At 47.6% G+C, this 15,451-nt stretch carries 17 protein-coding genes and 1 pseudogene; 6 read left to right on the plus strand and 12 right to left on the minus strand.

The annotated features are described in order from the left end of the window. The 7 genes from QUE65_RS08985 to QUE65_RS09015 form a co-directional block, all read right to left on the minus strand. The gene (locus tag QUE65_RS08985) at positions 1-1,200 is read right to left on the minus strand and encodes a 5-(carboxyamino)imidazole ribonucleotide synthase (protein WP_286280762.1); all 1,200 of its coding nucleotides are present in this window, start codon (positions 1,198-1,200) and stop codon (positions 1-3) included. A gap of 26 nt (positions 1,201-1,226) precedes the next feature. After that, positions 1,227-1,715, minus strand: coding sequence for a 5-(carboxyamino)imidazole ribonucleotide mutase (gene purE, locus QUE65_RS08990; protein WP_286280764.1), 489 nt, complete (start codon positions 1,713-1,715; stop codon positions 1,227-1,229). 60 nt (positions 1,716-1,775) lie between these two features. Continuing rightward, positions 1,776-2,669, minus strand: a complete 894-nt coding sequence (locus QUE65_RS08995) for a phosphoribosylaminoimidazolesuccinocarboxamide synthase (protein ID WP_458574753.1) — start codon at positions 2,667-2,669, stop codon at positions 1,776-1,778. 2 nt (positions 2,670-2,671) lie between these two features. Then, entirely contained in the window at positions 2,672-4,108 is a 1,437-nt protein-coding gene (gene pyk / locus QUE65_RS09000) for a pyruvate kinase (protein WP_286280765.1), read from the minus strand. Positions 4,109-4,110: 2 nt separating this feature from the next. Continuing rightward, on the minus strand, positions 4,111-5,310 hold the full coding sequence (locus QUE65_RS09005; protein WP_286282509.1) for a phosphoglycerate kinase: 1,200 nt from the start codon (positions 5,308-5,310) through the stop codon (positions 4,111-4,113). A 61-nt stretch (positions 5,311-5,371) separates the two neighbouring features. Further along, positions 5,372-5,719 (minus strand): AzlD domain-containing protein, encoded by a 348-nt coding sequence (locus tag QUE65_RS09010; RefSeq protein WP_286280766.1) that lies wholly within the window; start codon positions 5,717-5,719, stop codon positions 5,372-5,374. Beyond that, on the minus strand, positions 5,716-6,477 hold the full coding sequence (locus QUE65_RS09015) for an AzlC family ABC transporter permease (protein WP_286280767.1): 762 nt from the start codon (positions 6,475-6,477) through the stop codon (positions 5,716-5,718). The genes QUE65_RS09010 and QUE65_RS09015 overlap by 4 nt, the downstream gene beginning before the upstream one ends. Before the next feature lie 130 nt (positions 6,478-6,607). On the opposite strand from QUE65_RS09015, the gene QUE65_RS09020 reads away from it, so the two are divergent. Genes QUE65_RS09020 through QUE65_RS09035 form a run of 4 tightly spaced genes read left to right on the plus strand, consistent with a single transcriptional unit; the run spans position 6,608 to position 9,234 of the window. Next, a complete protein-coding gene (locus tag QUE65_RS09020) occupies positions 6,608-7,528 on the plus strand; it encodes a branched-chain amino acid transaminase (protein ID WP_286280768.1) in 921 nt (306 codons plus the stop codon). Positions 7,529-7,540: 12 nt separating this feature from the next. Continuing rightward, positions 7,541-7,738 carry a zinc-finger domain-containing protein gene (locus QUE65_RS09025; protein WP_251371842.1) on the plus strand — a complete coding sequence of 66 codons (198 nt, stop codon included), beginning with the start codon at positions 7,541-7,543 and terminating at the stop codon, positions 7,736-7,738. A 25-nt stretch (positions 7,739-7,763) separates the two neighbouring features. Beyond that, the gene (waaF, locus tag QUE65_RS09030) at positions 7,764-8,795 is read left to right on the plus strand and encodes a lipopolysaccharide heptosyltransferase II (protein WP_286280770.1); all 1,032 of its coding nucleotides are present in this window, start codon (positions 7,764-7,766) and stop codon (positions 8,793-8,795) included. Positions 8,796-8,802: 7 nt separating this feature from the next. Further along, positions 8,803-9,234 (plus strand): nuclear transport factor 2 family protein, encoded by a 432-nt coding sequence (locus tag QUE65_RS09035; protein WP_215370045.1) that lies wholly within the window; start codon positions 8,803-8,805, stop codon positions 9,232-9,234. On the opposite strand, the gene QUE65_RS09040 is transcribed toward QUE65_RS09035, so the two are convergent. Beyond that, positions 9,231-10,883 carry a M48 family metalloprotease gene (locus QUE65_RS09040; RefSeq protein WP_286280771.1) on the minus strand — a complete coding sequence of 551 codons (1,653 nt, stop codon included), beginning with the start codon at positions 10,881-10,883 and terminating at the stop codon, positions 9,231-9,233. The genes QUE65_RS09035 and QUE65_RS09040 overlap by 4 nt on opposite strands. A gap of 23 nt (positions 10,884-10,906) precedes the next feature. Between QUE65_RS09040 and moaC the strand changes: the two genes are divergently transcribed. Then, positions 10,907-11,386: a cyclic pyranopterin monophosphate synthase MoaC gene (moaC, locus tag QUE65_RS09045; protein ID WP_286280772.1), complete on the plus strand. Its 480-nt coding sequence runs from the start codon at positions 10,907-10,909 to the stop codon at positions 11,384-11,386. Between the two features lie 365 nt (positions 11,387-11,751). On the opposite strand, the gene QUE65_RS09050 is transcribed toward moaC, so the two are convergent. Then, a complete protein-coding gene (locus tag QUE65_RS09050) occupies positions 11,752-12,573 on the minus strand; it encodes a hypothetical protein (RefSeq protein ID WP_286280773.1) in 822 nt (273 codons plus the stop codon). A gap of 448 nt (positions 12,574-13,021) precedes the next feature. Here QUE65_RS09050 and QUE65_RS09055 point away from each other — a divergent pair. Beyond that, a pseudogene (locus tag QUE65_RS09055) lies at positions 13,022-13,153 on the plus strand (cyclic pyranopterin monophosphate synthase MoaC); the annotation flags it as partial. A 20-nt stretch (positions 13,154-13,173) separates the two neighbouring features. Here QUE65_RS09055 and QUE65_RS09060 read toward each other — a convergent pair. From QUE65_RS09060 to sucD, 3 genes are all read right to left on the minus strand, one after another. Beyond that, a complete protein-coding gene (locus QUE65_RS09060; protein WP_215370050.1) occupies positions 13,174-13,677 on the minus strand; it encodes a pilin in 504 nt (167 codons plus the stop codon). Between the two features lie 96 nt (positions 13,678-13,773). Further along, positions 13,774-14,478: a TerC family protein gene (locus QUE65_RS09065; protein ID WP_286280775.1), complete on the minus strand. Its 705-nt coding sequence runs from the start codon at positions 14,476-14,478 to the stop codon at positions 13,774-13,776. Positions 14,479-14,556: 78 nt separating this feature from the next. Further along, positions 14,557-15,450 carry a succinate--CoA ligase subunit alpha gene (sucD, locus tag QUE65_RS09070; protein WP_215370053.1) on the minus strand — a complete coding sequence of 298 codons (894 nt, stop codon included), beginning with the start codon at positions 15,448-15,450 and terminating at the stop codon, positions 14,557-14,559. Position 15,451 lies beyond the last annotated feature (1 nt).

The following is a 15,451-nucleotide window of genomic DNA, read 5'->3' on the forward strand; positions in this document are numbered from 1 at the left end:
TTAAGGAGCAATCGCTAAATGATTAGCAACCTCGGCACAGGCCTGCTTCGCCTCCTCAATGGTATGGCCCAAGCAATTGATATGACCCATCTTGCGTCCAAGCTTTGGACTTGCCTTGCCATATAAATGCAACTTCGCACTGGGATGATCCAGCACTTGATTCCAAGGGGGCTCTTGCACTACTCCGGAGGTAAACCACGCATCACCCAAAATATTGAGCATAGAAACATTCGTTAGCAGACGGACGTCTCCGAGAGGGAGTCGCGCCATGGCTCGGACCTGTTGCTCAAATTGACTGGTTACACAAGCGTCCATGGTGTAATGCCCTGAATTATGGGGCCTTGGCGCAATCTCATTAACGATTACCGTATGATCATCCAAAACAAAGTATTCCACACACAAAACGCCGACATAGCCCATTTCTTTGGCAATCAACTGACTAGCACCAATGATTTTAGGTGTTAAGCTCGCTTGAAGGGATGGGGACGGAACGGTACTGGTGTGCAAAATACCGTTTCGATGAACATTCTCCGAAATCGGATATGCAACAGATTGCCCATCGTGACCGCGCACAACCAATGCTGAAACTTCAAATGCCAGCGGCATCCGTTTTTCGAGCACACAATCTACGCAGCCCAAATCGCGCCAAGCCTTATCGAGCTCATTTCGTTGATGAACCGTAACCTGACCTTTGCCGTCATAACCCAAGCGCGCAGTCTTTAAGATCCCTGGAAATAGATCATCGGGCAGAGGCGCAAAATCACCCTCTGAGCGAATGACTGCATGAGGTGCAGGACCGATACCAGAAAGCTCTTGGCATTGTTTCAAAAACTGCTTTTCGACGATTCGGTCTTGTGCAATCGAAACACAGGCGCCGCGAGGCGCTACGAAAATCCCCTGCCCTTCAAAATAATCTAAGGTCTTCGCTGGAACGTTCTCAAACTCGGTACTGATGGTTGCACAAAGCGCTGCCATCTCTTTTAATGCGATAACATCATCGTAATTAGCGCAGAGGTGCTTTTCAGCAACCGCACCCCCCGGACTTAAGGGATCAGGATCCAAAACACAGACCTTGTAGCCCAAGGATTGCGCCTCATGCACAAACATTCGTCCTAATTGGCCGCCGCCCAAAATACCAAGCCATGCTGGCGGAAGAATTGCCTGTTGATGATTCAAATTCATACTTTGCGATGAACTCATGGTGAGTGCTAATTGAGATAAGTCGCTTATGGCAACTTCATTGCACTGGCGACTTGGGTTTGCTCTATCCGAAACTCATGCAATTTTTTTGCGAGCTCAGAGTCCGAATGGGCCAGCATAGCAACGATATGTAAGGCTGCGTTTGCTGCACCGGCTTCGCCAATCGCAAACGTTGCTACTGGAATTCCTTTAGGCATCTGTGCAATTGAATATAAGGAGTCTTCTCCGCGCAAATACTTACTGGGAACAGGCACCCCCCATACCGGCACAATCGTTTTGGATGCCAACATTCCAGGCAAATGAGCTGCTCCTCCTGCTCCCGCGATGATAGCTCTCAAACCTCGCACCTGGGCAGATTCAGCATAGGCAAACATTTCATCAGGCATGCGATGAGCAGACAACACTTGTTTTTCGTGGGGAACCCCAAAATGCTCTAACACATGAACCGCATGTTGCATCGTATCCCAATCGGAATTGGATCCCATCACTACACCTACGATGACCGGACTCGTCATGAACACTCCAAGAATCTCAAATTTGTATTATCGCAGTCTTTATGAGGCTCTAGGCCCCCATTACTGGGTTAGGCGTTGCCATGCCTCACGGTATTTTTCTGCGGTTTTCTGAATAATCGCATCCGGTAAATGAGGGGCGGGCGCAGACTTATTCCAAGGCCGTCCTTCGATCCTCACCGACTCGAGCCAATCGCGCAAAAATTGCTTATCAAACGAAGGGGGGTTTGAACCGAGTTGATAGGTATCGGCAGGCCAAAACCGCGAAGAGTCGGCGGTTAAGATCTCATCCATCAAAACCAACTGCCCCGAAGCGTCTAAACCAAACTCAAATTTGGTATCCGCAATAATAATTCCGCGACGTCGCGCATAGTCTGCGGCCTCGGTGTACAAACGAATACTGGTGTCTTTAATCTTTTTCGCTAACTCACCCCCAATGCGACGCTCAACCTCTGCATAAGAAATATTTTCATCATGGTGGCCCATCTCTGCTTTGGCCGCTGGAGTAAAAATAGGCTCTGGAAGTACCTGCGCATTTTGCATACCACTTGGCAATGCGATTCCACAAACTGAACCAGTTTCTTGATAGTCTTTCCAACCACTACCAGCCAAATACCCCCTCACAACTGCCTCAACCAAAATAGGTGTTAAGCGCTTTGCAACGACGGCTCGACCGCGCACTTGGTCAATCTCGGTTGGATCAACTACGGTACTAGGATCAATACCAGTTAAGTGATTTGGGATGACATGGGCCAGATGAGAAAACCAAAAATTACTCATTTGATTGAGCACCATACCCTTCTCAGGGATAGCCTCTTGCATCACCACATCAAATGCAGAGATACGATCGCTTGTAATCATCAATAAACGGTCCTGGTCGATCGCATAGACATCACGTACTTTGCCACGTGACACTAATGGCAGCGAGCGAATCGACGTGGTGTGCAAAGCATTCATGATTAACGAACTTTAATAATTTTCAAAGTGTTAGTACCGCCAGGCTGATCCATTGGCTCACCAATCGTTAAAACAATCGTGTCTCCCGATTTGACGACCCCCAACTTCTTTAAACGCTCCTCCACTTGAATTAAAGCGGATTCTCGATCGGCACCTTTGCCAATACTAAAAGGTCTAACGTTGCGATACGTACTTAAGGCGCGCTGGGTTTCCACGCGACTGGTTAAGGCAAAAATCGGTACCCGAATGTTGTGACGACTCATCCAAATCGGCGTTGAACCAGAGTCGGTTAGAGCTGCAATCGCGGTGGCATTGAGATGATGGGCCGTAAAAAGTGCACCAAGCGCAATCGCTTGATCAATCCGCTCAAATCGCTGATCCAAGAAGTCAGTATCCAAGTGAACCACTTCGGATTTTTCAGCCTCGATGCAAATAGCAGCCATCTGCTCAATGGTTTTAACCGGAAACTGCCCAGTCGCAGATTCTGCTGAAAGCATCACGGCGTCAGTACCGTCCAATACTGCATTAGCAACGTCACTCACCTCGGCACGGGTTGGTACTGGAGCACTAATCATCGACTCCATCATTTGTGTAGCGGTGATGGTAAATTTGTTCGCATCCAAAGCCATCCGAATCATGCGCTTTTGTAATGCAGGTACTGCTGGATTACCAACTTCAATTGCTAGATCACCGCGAGCAACCATAATGCCGTCGCTCTCATCAATGATGCTCTGCAGGGCTTCGGTAACGATCGCCTCAGCACGCTCAACTTTAGCAATGAGACGCGCTTTGCCTTTGCCGTGCTTCGCACTTGCTGCATCTGCGAGCTGGCGGGCATAGGCCATATCTGCGCCATCCTTTGGAAAGCTAATGGCTAAGAAGTCAACTCCCATTGAAATTGCGGCATCCAAATCAGCAATATCTTTTTCGGTGAGGGCGGGTGCCGTTAAGCCACCACCGGCACGATTAATACCCTTGTTATTCGATAAGGGGCCGCCACTCTCTACGCGCGTGTAAATCTCTCCGCCCTTGACTTGGTCGACTACCAAGACAATCAAACCGTCATTGAGTAGAAGTCGATCACCCGCTTGAACATCATTGGGTAAATTTTTATAGTCCAACCCCACCCGCTCTTCATTGCCAAGCTCACAATTGACATCTAGGATGAAGCGAGCGCCCTCTTGAAGAATGACTTTTCCATTGGCAAACTTACCCACCCGAATCTTCGGACCCTGCAAATCGGCCATGATGCCCACTTCACGATCAAGCTCTTTAGATATTTGACGAACCAGGTCATAACGCGCCCGATGGTCAGCGACGGTTCCGTGCGAGAAATTGAGACGAACCACATTAAGCCCCGCACGAATCATGTCGCGCAAGACATCGGGCTTCTCGGACGCTGGCCCTAGCGTGGCAATAATTTTAGTTGCTCGTTGCATGATTACTCCTTCGCGCGCTCTGCGAGCACAGCAAATGCAGGTAGGGTTTTACCTTCAAGAAACTCTAAAAACGCCCCGCCTCCGGTTGAAATGTAGTCCACTTGATTCTCGATGCCGTACTTCGCGATGGCGGCTAAGGTGTCTCCACCACCAGCAATCGAGAATGCGGGTGAGTGAGCAATGGCAGCTGCAATCATTTTGGTGCCACCCCCAAATTGATCAATCTCAAATACGCCTAAAGGACCATTCCAAACAATCGTACCGGCATGAGCAAGCATCATCGATAGTTTGGCGGCTGTTTTTGGGCCAACGTCTAAAATCATGTCGTCTGGGGCCACTTCATCGACGGGTACCCGATTAGCTCTGGCCAAAGGTGATAACTCATTTGCAACCACCACATCCTCAGGAATCGGAACTCGCGCCCCACGCTTTTCCATTAGCGCAATAATTTCTTTAGCCTCATTGATCAAATCTGGTTCGGCTAGCGATTTGCCAATATTGAACCCTTTGGCCAATAAAAAGGTGTTGGCGATCCCACCGCCAACAATCAACTCATCAACTTTCTCAGCGAGTGATTTCAGAATGGTTAATTTAGTTGATACCTTGGAACCCGCCACAATGGCAACAAGAGGCCTTCGGGGCTCGGCTAAAGCCCGACTCAAGGCATCGAGCTCAGCAGCCATTAGGGGACCAGCACACGCGACGTTGGCAAACCGGGCAATACCATGCGTCGTTGCCTCTGCACGATGCGCCGTGCCAAAGGCATCGTTAACATAAACATCGCACAAGGCAGCCATTTTTTTTGCTAATTCATCGGCATTTTTTTTCTCGCCGACATTGACCCGACAATTTTCCAAAAGAACCAGATCGCCCGGGGTCAGCTCAAAACCACCGTCAACCCAATTACTAATTAATGGAACTTTGCGATTTAGGATTTCAGCAATACGATGGGCAATGGGCGCCAAACTATCTTCTGCCTTAAATGCTCCTTCGCTAGGCCGACCCAAATGAGAGGTCACCATCACCGCTGCCCCGCCATCCAAACACATCTGAATCGCCGGGATCGACGCCCGAATTCGCGTATCTTCTGTAATGTTGCCTGCCTCGTCTTGAGGGACGTTCAAATCCGCACGGATAAATACCCGCTTACCTTTGAGTTGACCAGATGCTGCGAGATCACTCAGGCGCTTTACGTGAAGCAAGGTGGAAGACATAGGTTATTAAATTTGGAGAAATTAGAGTATTAAGTGTGGAAGTTCTATTTTAGAGCCAGTAGCGCACCAAACTAAACACGGTCATACCCAAAATCAGGGTTGGCAACATCTGACGCGTCCAGAAATACGCAATAAAGCCCGCGAACCCACCCCAAAGGTTAGGGGATTTCCAGTCCATTTGAGTGATTTCGGCCGCTCCTGGGGGTAAAAGCAGTTCGGGTGCCACGATACCCACAATGGCTGCTAGCGGTGCATATCGAATTGCCCGAAGAATCAGCTCAGGCACTCGAACGCGTGCGCCCAAGAACACAAAGAAAGAGCGGGTTAATAGGGTTATGAAGGCCATCCCCCCAATGAGTAAAGCAATCTCAAAAGCGCCCAAGGAGTCCGATCTCATCGCATCACCTTGGATGAGCGGTCGGCCAAGATCCCAACCACGATCGCGGCCAGAATGGCGGCCGTCAAATTAAGCTTAAGAGGCAAGCTATAAGTCAGAATGGCAACCATCGCTGCGACGACGGCTGCCCAGCGGGCTGCCCGGTGATCTAGCATTGGGACAATCACCGCAATTAGAGCTAAGGTCCCAGCAAATTCCAGCCCCCATTCATCTGGGATTTGACTTGCGCCCAAAATCCCTAAAATTGAACCGGCTTGCCAGATACCCCAGTTACCCGTAGCAAGCCCGTACATAAAGTAAGTACGGTAATAGGAATCGTTCTTACGCTCGGCCTCCGTTTGCACCTCGCCAAAGCGACTGGTGTACATCAAATACCCAAAATCCGCTGTGAAATAACCTAAGATGGCTCTTCGCCAGGCAGGTAAATGAGAAAAGTGCGCTTGGACGCCAATACTAAAAATCACAAAGCGCAAGTTCACAATCAATGCAGTAATTAAGATCGTAAAGACCGAAAATCCAGCCCCAATGAGCGGAAGGGCGGCAAGCTGAGCTGAGCCGGCAAAGACAAATAAGCTCATCGCTAGAGCTTGTTCAGTGGACAAGGATGATTTGCCCATTGCCAGTCCCGTCACCACCGCCCAACTAAAAATAGCAAGGGCTGAGCGTGACATCGTTTTTAGTCCACCACGCCAGGCCGATTGCTGTTGTTGGCTCCAACCAAAGTAAGGTAATTTAGCAGTCAGGCGTGCGCAATCCATAGATCGACTGATTATAGAAAGCCCGCCCAATTGGACGGCAGCCCGAGCGATTCCTCTGCTCTACAATAAGGTTTTGGGGCTAAATTGCATAAACAATCTGCAAGCCCACCACAACATAAAGGTGCTAATAATGTCGATGTCTGACCGTGATGGAGTTATTTGGTTCGATGGCAAACTGGTTCCCTGGCGGGATGCCAATATTCATGTGCTAACGCATAGTCTTCACTACGGCATGGGCATCTTTGAGGGCATTCGCGCCTACAAAACCGAAAACGGCACTGCGGTGTTTCGCTTAGCTGAACATGTGAAACGCCTCTTTAATGGCCTAAAGATTTTTCAGATGAAAATCGATTACAGCGAAGAGCAAATTGCACAGGCCATTCTTCAAGTCGTGCGCGATAACAAATTAGCCTCATGCTATATCCGCCCCATTATTTTTATTGGCTCGGAAAAGTTGGGAATTTCGCCAACCGGCAATAAAGTGCATACGGCAATTGCCGCCTGGCAATGGGGTGCCTACCTTGGTGAAGATGGCATTAATCAAGGGATTCGGGTTAAAACCTCATCCTTTACGCGTCACTTTGTGAACTCCTCACTCGTTCGTGCGAAAGCTTCTGGTTACTACATTAATTCAATCCTGGCGCATCAAGAAGTGGCTGCTAATGGCTATGATGAAGCCCTCTTATTGGATACCGAAGGCTATGTCTCCGAAGGTTCGGGTGAGAACATGTTCATGGTGCGCAATGGCATTGTGTTCACCCCCGATCTGGCTTCCTGCCTTGATGGTATTACTCGTGACTCCATCATCCGCATTGCCAAAGATTTAGGATTTGAGGTTCGAGAAAAACGCATCACCCGAGATGAGGTGTACTCGGCTGATGAAGCATTCTTTACTGGTACCGCAGCTGAAGTGACCCCAATTCGTGAACTCGATGACCGAGCGATTGGTGATGGTAAACGCGGCCCGATTACCAAACAAATTCAGGATGTATTTTTCGATACGGTGTATGGTCGAAACGACCGTTACCGTGCTTGGTTAACCACTGTCTAACTTTAAATTGGTATGCGTGATTTAAACGAAATGAATGCGGTCATGGTTCATGGCAATGACTTACCACTGCATTGCCCAACCAAAGATACCCCAGCCTGGAACTATCACCCACGCGTTTTTCTGGATATTTTGGCTACCGGTCAAGTTAAATGCCCGTATTGCGGCACTGAATATCACGTGATTCCTGGTACCGAACCTCACGGTCACTAAGATCGTCCCAAAACGGGGCTTCGCTATGCCACGCATCCTCGTTATCGCCCCGCATTGGATTGGGGATGCGGTTATGTCCTTGCCGCTTATTACCCTCATTCACAATCGGTTTCCCAATTCCAGTATTGATGTCTTATGCACTCCTTGGGTAGGCCCCATCTACCGTGCATGCCCTGAAATGACCTCAATCATTGAGCATGATTTTCAACACGGAGCCTTGCAGTGGGGATTGCGGCGATCAATTGCCCAGGAGCTAAAGCGGCAAGATTATGAAATGGCATTTATACTACCCAATAGTTTTAAGTCGGCACTCATCCCATGGCTTGCCAAAATCCCAAAACGGATTGGTTACCAAGGCGAGTTTCGGTTTGGGTTAATCAATCTCTCTTTACCCAATCCATCACGTCACGTACGCACACCAATGATCGAGCACTATGCAAAATTGGTGGAAGGTCTCAACCCAACAGCGGATCTAAAAAATCTTCCTCAGCCTCGCTTAGCGATTGATCCCGCACTTGTGCAATGGGCAGCAAAAAAGATCGATCAAATCGGGGGCGGGTCCTATTATGTATTTGCACCAGGTGCTGAATACGGTCCTGCAAAACGTTGGCCAACCGGTCACTTTACGAAGTTAGCAAACCAAATTTTAGAAGGCTCTCCAGACACGAAAATTATCATTCTAGGTAGCCAAGCCGATCATGTACTTGGCCAAGAAATTGTGCAAGGTTCCAATCTTTCTAAGCGGATTCATAACTGGTGTGGCACGATTCGCTTAGACCAATCAATGGCGCTGATCGCACAATGCACATCCCTCATTAGCAACGACTCGGGTCTCATGCATATTGGCGCAGCCCTTTCGATTCCACAAATTGCTATTTTTGGGTCAAGCAATCCCAAGCATACGCCGCCTTTATCCCAAAAAGCTCAGATCATTTGGTTGGGACTGGACTGCAGCCCCTGCTATCAGCGTACCTGCCCGCTAGGGCATCTCAATTGCCTCAATCAGATTGAAGCAGAACGCGTCTACAGTATGCTTACACCATTAATAACTCATTAGATCGCTTATGCCGCGCTTTGCACGACTCTTTCAGAACCCCGATGAAGTCATTGATGCTTGGCGTGAAACCTTGCGTCAAGGGGATGTCGAAGGAGCACTGGCATTGTGGCTTGATGACGACTCGATTACTTGCGTATTGCCAGAAGGGAACCGCTTAAGCGGTCATGCGGAGATCCGGATGGGGCTGGAGCGGATGCTCGCACGGCCCCTTTATTTAGAACCGATTGCTTGCATTGAACACATTACTGTGAGTGCTGCGGTGTTTGATTCTACCGAAGCAGTTTATTTTAAGAATAATCAGATTGAAGCCGACTTTATGATCAATATCACTTTAGTCCTCATGCAAGACGGTAAAGGCTGGCGCATTGCCCATTTACACGCAAGTCGCTCCCACGATGATGACTTTGAGTTTCCGAGCGACCAGCACGAGTTGCACTAGCTCTTTTTTTGCTCTTTTTGCTCTTCGCGATATTGATTCTGAAACACCCGCAGTCGCGCATCAATGACTGATCCTAAATAAAAATCATTACCCGCTGCCGAGCGCGCAATCTTAAGTTGCTCAATCGCTGATGGCCAAGCTCCTTCAGTAGCGAACTTCTCAGCAAGTGCGTAATGCCGTAAACCAATTTTTTTATCTTGATCGTAAGCGCGTGCTAGCAAATCCCACCAGATCGTCTCATTCGGCTGCGCTTTGGTCTTGGCTCGTAGTAAATTAATTGCATCATTGGTTCGACCCAAACGCAATTCCGCGTTGACCGTTGCTACAACTGCGGAGAATGAAAACGGGTCTGCCTTGGCCGCATTTTGGGCATATTGCAAAGCTTCCTCTGGCTTACCTCTGGCCAGCGCTAGTTCGGATGCGGTGTAATCAAAGGATAAGCTCTGACGCTGCACAGGTGAACCAGGTGCCAAGACATTTTGAGCCACGGCCCGAGCCTTTTGCAAAAAACCTTCAGCCTGATCAAAGCGTCCCTGGCGTTGGGCAACCAAAGCTAAGCCATAGAAACCTTCCATTTGCTTTTCAGGAGAGGCTTGTTTGCTCAAACTCTCAAATAAATTACGCAGATCAAATAATCCACTCGTGCTCCCACTTTGTTCGATGCGAGCTCGGGATTTAACTAAATAAAACTCGAGCGCACTGGGGACTCGATTTTGTGAGATCGTCCTTGCCCGATCTTGCATATCGGCAATTCGGTCGGTAGTTAAGGGATGGGTGCGTAAATACCCCGGCACACCACTATCCATAATTCCGTAAGCTTTTTGTAAGCGCTGAAAAAATGCGGGTGCGCCATTCACATCGTAACCGCTCGCTTGTAAGATCTGAAAACCAATCCGATCAGCCTCGCGCTCCGCATCCCGCGAATACGAGAGTTGATTCTGAATCGCTAAGGCCTGACCACCCGTGATCAGACCAGCAGCAGCACCAGGATTACTAGCCGCTGCTAGCGCACCAAGCACAATGCCCGCTAATGCAATGATGGAATTGGTACCTTGGCGCTCTAAAGAGCGTGCTAAGTGGCGTTGCAACACATGGCCAATCTCATGGCCCATCACCGAGGCGACCTCTGAATCAGTTTCTGCAGTAATCAAAAGTCCCGTATGAAATCCAATAAATCCACCGGGTAATGCAAATGCGTTAATTGATGGATCCTTCACCGCAAACACCTCATAGTCATACGCCGCGCTGCCTTGAGCATTCGCTCCGCCCAGTTGCAAGCGTTTTGCGGCTTGCATGAGACGCCGCTCCATCGAATTGAGGTAATCGTAAATGGGCCAATCATTGGAAAAATCCCGATCTCTACGAATTTCACGCATGATCTGTTCACCAATCTTGCGCTCATCTAAGGGGCTGAGAGCATCACCGCCAGGATCACCCATATCTGGCAATACCAAGGTAGGTTGCGATTGCAGGGTATTGCGAGAGGGTAAATTGGCTGAACGCGCCTCCGGTGACTGAATCACGCGCCCAAGGTTCTCTTTTGCGGCGCTATCTTGAGTCACCGACACCCCTGGCTGTTGGGCCAAGGAGGGGATACTCAAGATCCCGCTTAAGATCAATGCAATGATTCGTTTTGCTTGCTTACCCATGCCTATATGGTAAAACCTCTTGTATGAACAAACTGACGCATTTTGATTCCAGTGGCCAAGCGCATATGGTTGACGTTAGCGATAAAGCGTCTACCCACCGGGTAGCGATTGCGACTGGCTGTATTCAAATGAATCCTAACACCTATGAACTCATTGAGTCGGGCGGTCATAAAAAGGGGGATGTTCTTGGCATCGCCCGAATTGCGGGAATACAGGCGGCTAAGAAAACTGCTGATCTCATCCCGCTTTGCCACCCCATAGCACTCACCCACGTCAGTATTGAGTTCCGCTCTGATCAATCCAGACACACGATTTATTGTCAAGCCAGAGCCGAGACCACAGGGCCCACTGGCGTTGAAATGGAAGCACTCACCGCCACCCAAATTGCCCTGCTCACTATCTACGACATGTGTAAAGCCGTAGACCGTGGCATGGTCATGGGTGAAATAAAGCTCTTGGAAAAGAGTGGTGGCAAGTCTGGTGAGTGGAAAGCAGGTAAGTAAACGCTAACTAGCGAAACGAAAACGAGAGAATAAAAACACTCTTGGCCTAATCCTGTCCTACCAAGGAGAGGTAAATGGCAACATTTCGTAACCGCAACGGTAAGTGGCAAGCTCGAATCCAAATCAAAGGCCACGATACAAAAAGTAAAACCTTCTTTTCAAAGTCGATGCCGAGCGCTACGCAAACGGTGTAATGTTCAGATACTTAAATGACATTGGCAATCACGTAGGGCTTTTTTATAAACAACTTAAAACTCGAGGCCGCCCTGCTGCAGGTTATGTGCAGCTTGACCTAAACGACGAAGAACAACTAGCTATTGCAATACCAAATACAAAGTCAGATAAATAACTTAGCAACCAGGCCCTTATGTAAGAGCTGGAAAAAATTTTGTTAAATTATAAAATTCCCCGTCAAAAATTTTGTAATCCCCTTTGGCGTGAAACTGGGGCTCGGACTGCACGTATAAGCCTTTCGAAGTTGAAATGTTAAAAACTTTATTCCACTCAATACCGCTAAAAGGTTTTGCTACAGAAATATTGGCTTGATGAGAGTCAATATAAGAATAAAAGTCATTCAAATCCTTATCACCATCCCCCCAATGTACAGCAATACCTCGGCTTGCTTCAACCACATCCATATTCATATGCACCATCCTGCGTTCAAGAAGCCTATCCCTAGATAAATCCCTATCAAAATATCGAATATGCGCCATTGGAATATTCAAGATGGAGGGCTTGGCATTTGAGGAATGAAATCCATAGCTCCAATTGGGCATTTTTTTAAAAATAAGAGGCTTGCATTCATGAGGGTTTAATGCGCCAATAATTTGATTCGATTTATTCAAAAACACCTCGAACCCAGCAACATAAGTAACTTCATCTGCCAAAGAAGTGAAATTAACGCCTTGCAATGCTATTAATTCATCGCAGTCGGCATAAATACCAAAATCATAATAATTCAACAAACCTTGAGTAATTTTCTGAACCAAGTCAAGTCTGGCCACCTCAGAAAAAGGTCTATCCCTAGGTACATAGATACGATTAAAGCCTTCTGGTATCAAATTAACTCTTGACCCGTGGTCAATAATGAAGATATTTTCAGCTCGAAAGTACTGGCTATAGTGCCTCAAAAAAAATGGAAGCATCAAACTCTCATCATATTGCATGGTCAATAAAAAACGATTCATAGGCTCTTATGTGGTCATATTAGAACAGTTTAACTATAAACAATTAAACAATCGAAATAATTAAAAGAAGAAACTTTTTAAACTTGTACGCCAAAATTAACATAAGATGTCAATTTAAGAATTCACTATCGCTTAGGCAAAATAAGGCGAAAGGGTTATCTTGATGGGGCCCGTTTTAAAAAGGTCCTATAGGGGTGGCGTGGGGTCGACTTTTGTGAAAGGCACAAGGGGGGTATCCCCGCCCATCAGGCGGATGAAATGCATCCTTCTTTTGCCATCATAGCCATTGAGTTGCGCTTGGTTGGTATGCGAATAGACTCAGTGCTGCTTGTATCTTGTGCTATTCTTTTTTTAGGCCTAATGCCGTCCTATTTGGCCTAATATTTTAATCGACAGGTTTTAGATTAAGTTGTTTTAGTTTTTTAAGTTTGTTGTTTTTACTGGGTTTCTCACCGCAGTCCAAGTAGCTCTCCTCACCATTTACGACATGTGCAAAGCCGTAGACAGAGGCATGGTCATGAGCGACATTAAGTTACTTGAAAAGAGCGGTGGTAAATCGGGTGATTGGAAGGCGAGCTAAACACTCGCCATAACCGATACCTACTTACCTACGCGGCACTCCGCTGGCAAGAGCTTGGCGGGTAAGTTTGTTTGTTCCGATCGGCACGACCAACCACCTGACCAAGTCACCAAATTACTTTGTGAAAGATCAATTGCGCGGGGTGAGGCTACATCTGGTTCATTGGTTGGAATCAAAATCAAGCTATTTTTGCCATCAGGCGCCACCGAGGTTTGGTAATCAATTGCAATCGCCCCACTTGCCAAGATCTCAATGTCTTTCACACTTCGCGTTGGGGTAAATGAAAATGACTCTTGGGTAACCCGATCCATTGGGCTTGGCCCTTTGCTGGCATATGCCTCAGTCACTGCCAATTTAGCACTCGAGGCAAGATTTAAGCCTTCCACCACTCGTCCACGAGCAATGTAATCCTGATACTGTGGAACAGCGACGGCAACTAAGATACCTATGATAGCCACGACGACCATGACCTCAATTAATGTGAATCCGCGTTGATCGTCAGTGACTTGATGATTTGTGTGCATAAAAAATCCCCTCCTTAATGGACCTCTATCTTCGGACAGAAATCCATCGCAGAGGGGCTTATTAGTTGTCAGTAATCCTTGATTTTAATATCAGTACTATGCAGCTTTTGAATTCTTGGCACGGCGCTTCATCAATTCACCGAAGGCCATGACACCAACCGCACCAGCGATGCCAGCGATGGTCGCATAGGACTCCAATCCCTCGCCAAACTGCTTAATGAGAGCAGGATCCGTCACCATCATTCCACCTGCAATCCAGCCTAGTAACCCTGCACCTGCGGTCACAATCAATGGGAAGCGATCAATTAAATAAAGGACGATTCGGCTACCAGCAACGATGATTGGAATGGATACGATCAAACCAAAAATCACATAACCAATTTGATGAGCAGCATTGTCAACCTGACCAGCGGCACCAGCAATCGCTAGAACATTGTCTAAACTCATCACAATGTCAGCAATGATGATTGTCTTAATCGCAGCAAATAATTTGTCTGGCGCATCTAAGTTATGTTCACTTTCATCCTCTTGCACCATTAACTTATAGCCAATCCACAAGAGTAACGCGCCCCCCACAAGTTTTAAGAACGGGATTTGCAACATGACGACGGCAAATGCAACCAAGATGACGCGCAGGATAATGGCGCCAGCAGTTCCCCAAATAATGCCTTTTCTGCGTTGATTTGGATGTAGATTACGGCAAGCCAACGCAATCACAACAGCGTTATCTCCTCCGAGTAAAAGGTCGATGATGATGATTTGAATCACGACCGACCAGTCAATCATTGTGAAAAATTCCATGTCTTCCTCTAATCGTTATAACTACTTACCCAAACACTTTGTTTTTACATCGACTGCCATTACAACTGAATTCACAAACTAAATCATTGCTTTTAGTAAAGCCGCCATCTCGGAAGGGTTTTTGGTGACCTTAAAGCCACACTCTTCCATTACCGCTAATTTGGCATCCGCGGTATCGGCTCCGCCAGAAATCAATGCGCCCGCATGGCCCATCCGTTTTCCTGGTGGGGCAGTGACGCCAGCAATAAACCCAACAACCGGCTTTTTCATATTGGTCTTGCACCAACGCGCTGCCTCAACCTCATCGGGGCCACCAATCTCGCCGATCATAATGACCGCATCTGTCTCGGGGTCTTCGTTAAACATCTTCATGATGTCGATGTGCTTTAAGCCATTAATAGGATCGCCGCCGATACCCACTGCGGTTGATTGCCCAAGGCCAATTGACGATAACTGACCAACGGCTTCATACGTTAAGGTGCCTGAACGACTGACAACCCCAATACGGCCCTTACGGTGAATATGACCGGGCATGATGCCAATCTTAATTTCGTCGGGTGTGATGAGACCAGGACAGTTAGGTCCTAACAATAAAGTTTTCTTGCCTCCCTTGGCTTCTTTTTGCAACATCTTGTTACGAACCTCAAGCATGTCGCGAACCGGAATTCCCTCGGTGATGCAAATGACTAAATCGAGATCTGCTTCAACGGCTTCCCAAATTGCAGCAGCAGCCCCTGGCGGTGGAACATAGACAACCGAAACGGTCGCACCTGTTTCCTTGGCTGCATCTTTAACTGTTCCGAAAATCGGAATCCCGAAAATTGACTCGCCAGCTTTTTTGGGATTCACACCAGCCACAAAACAATTTTTACCGTTGGCATATTCCTGGCACTTCTCTGTATGAAATTGTCCGGTCTTACCTGTAATTCCTTGCGTGATCACGCGTGTATTTTTATTAATCAAGATTGACATA

This window comes from Polynucleobacter sp. HIN8 (assembly GCF_030297615.1).
Classification (GTDB): Bacteria; Pseudomonadota; Gammaproteobacteria; order Burkholderiales; family Burkholderiaceae; genus Polynucleobacter.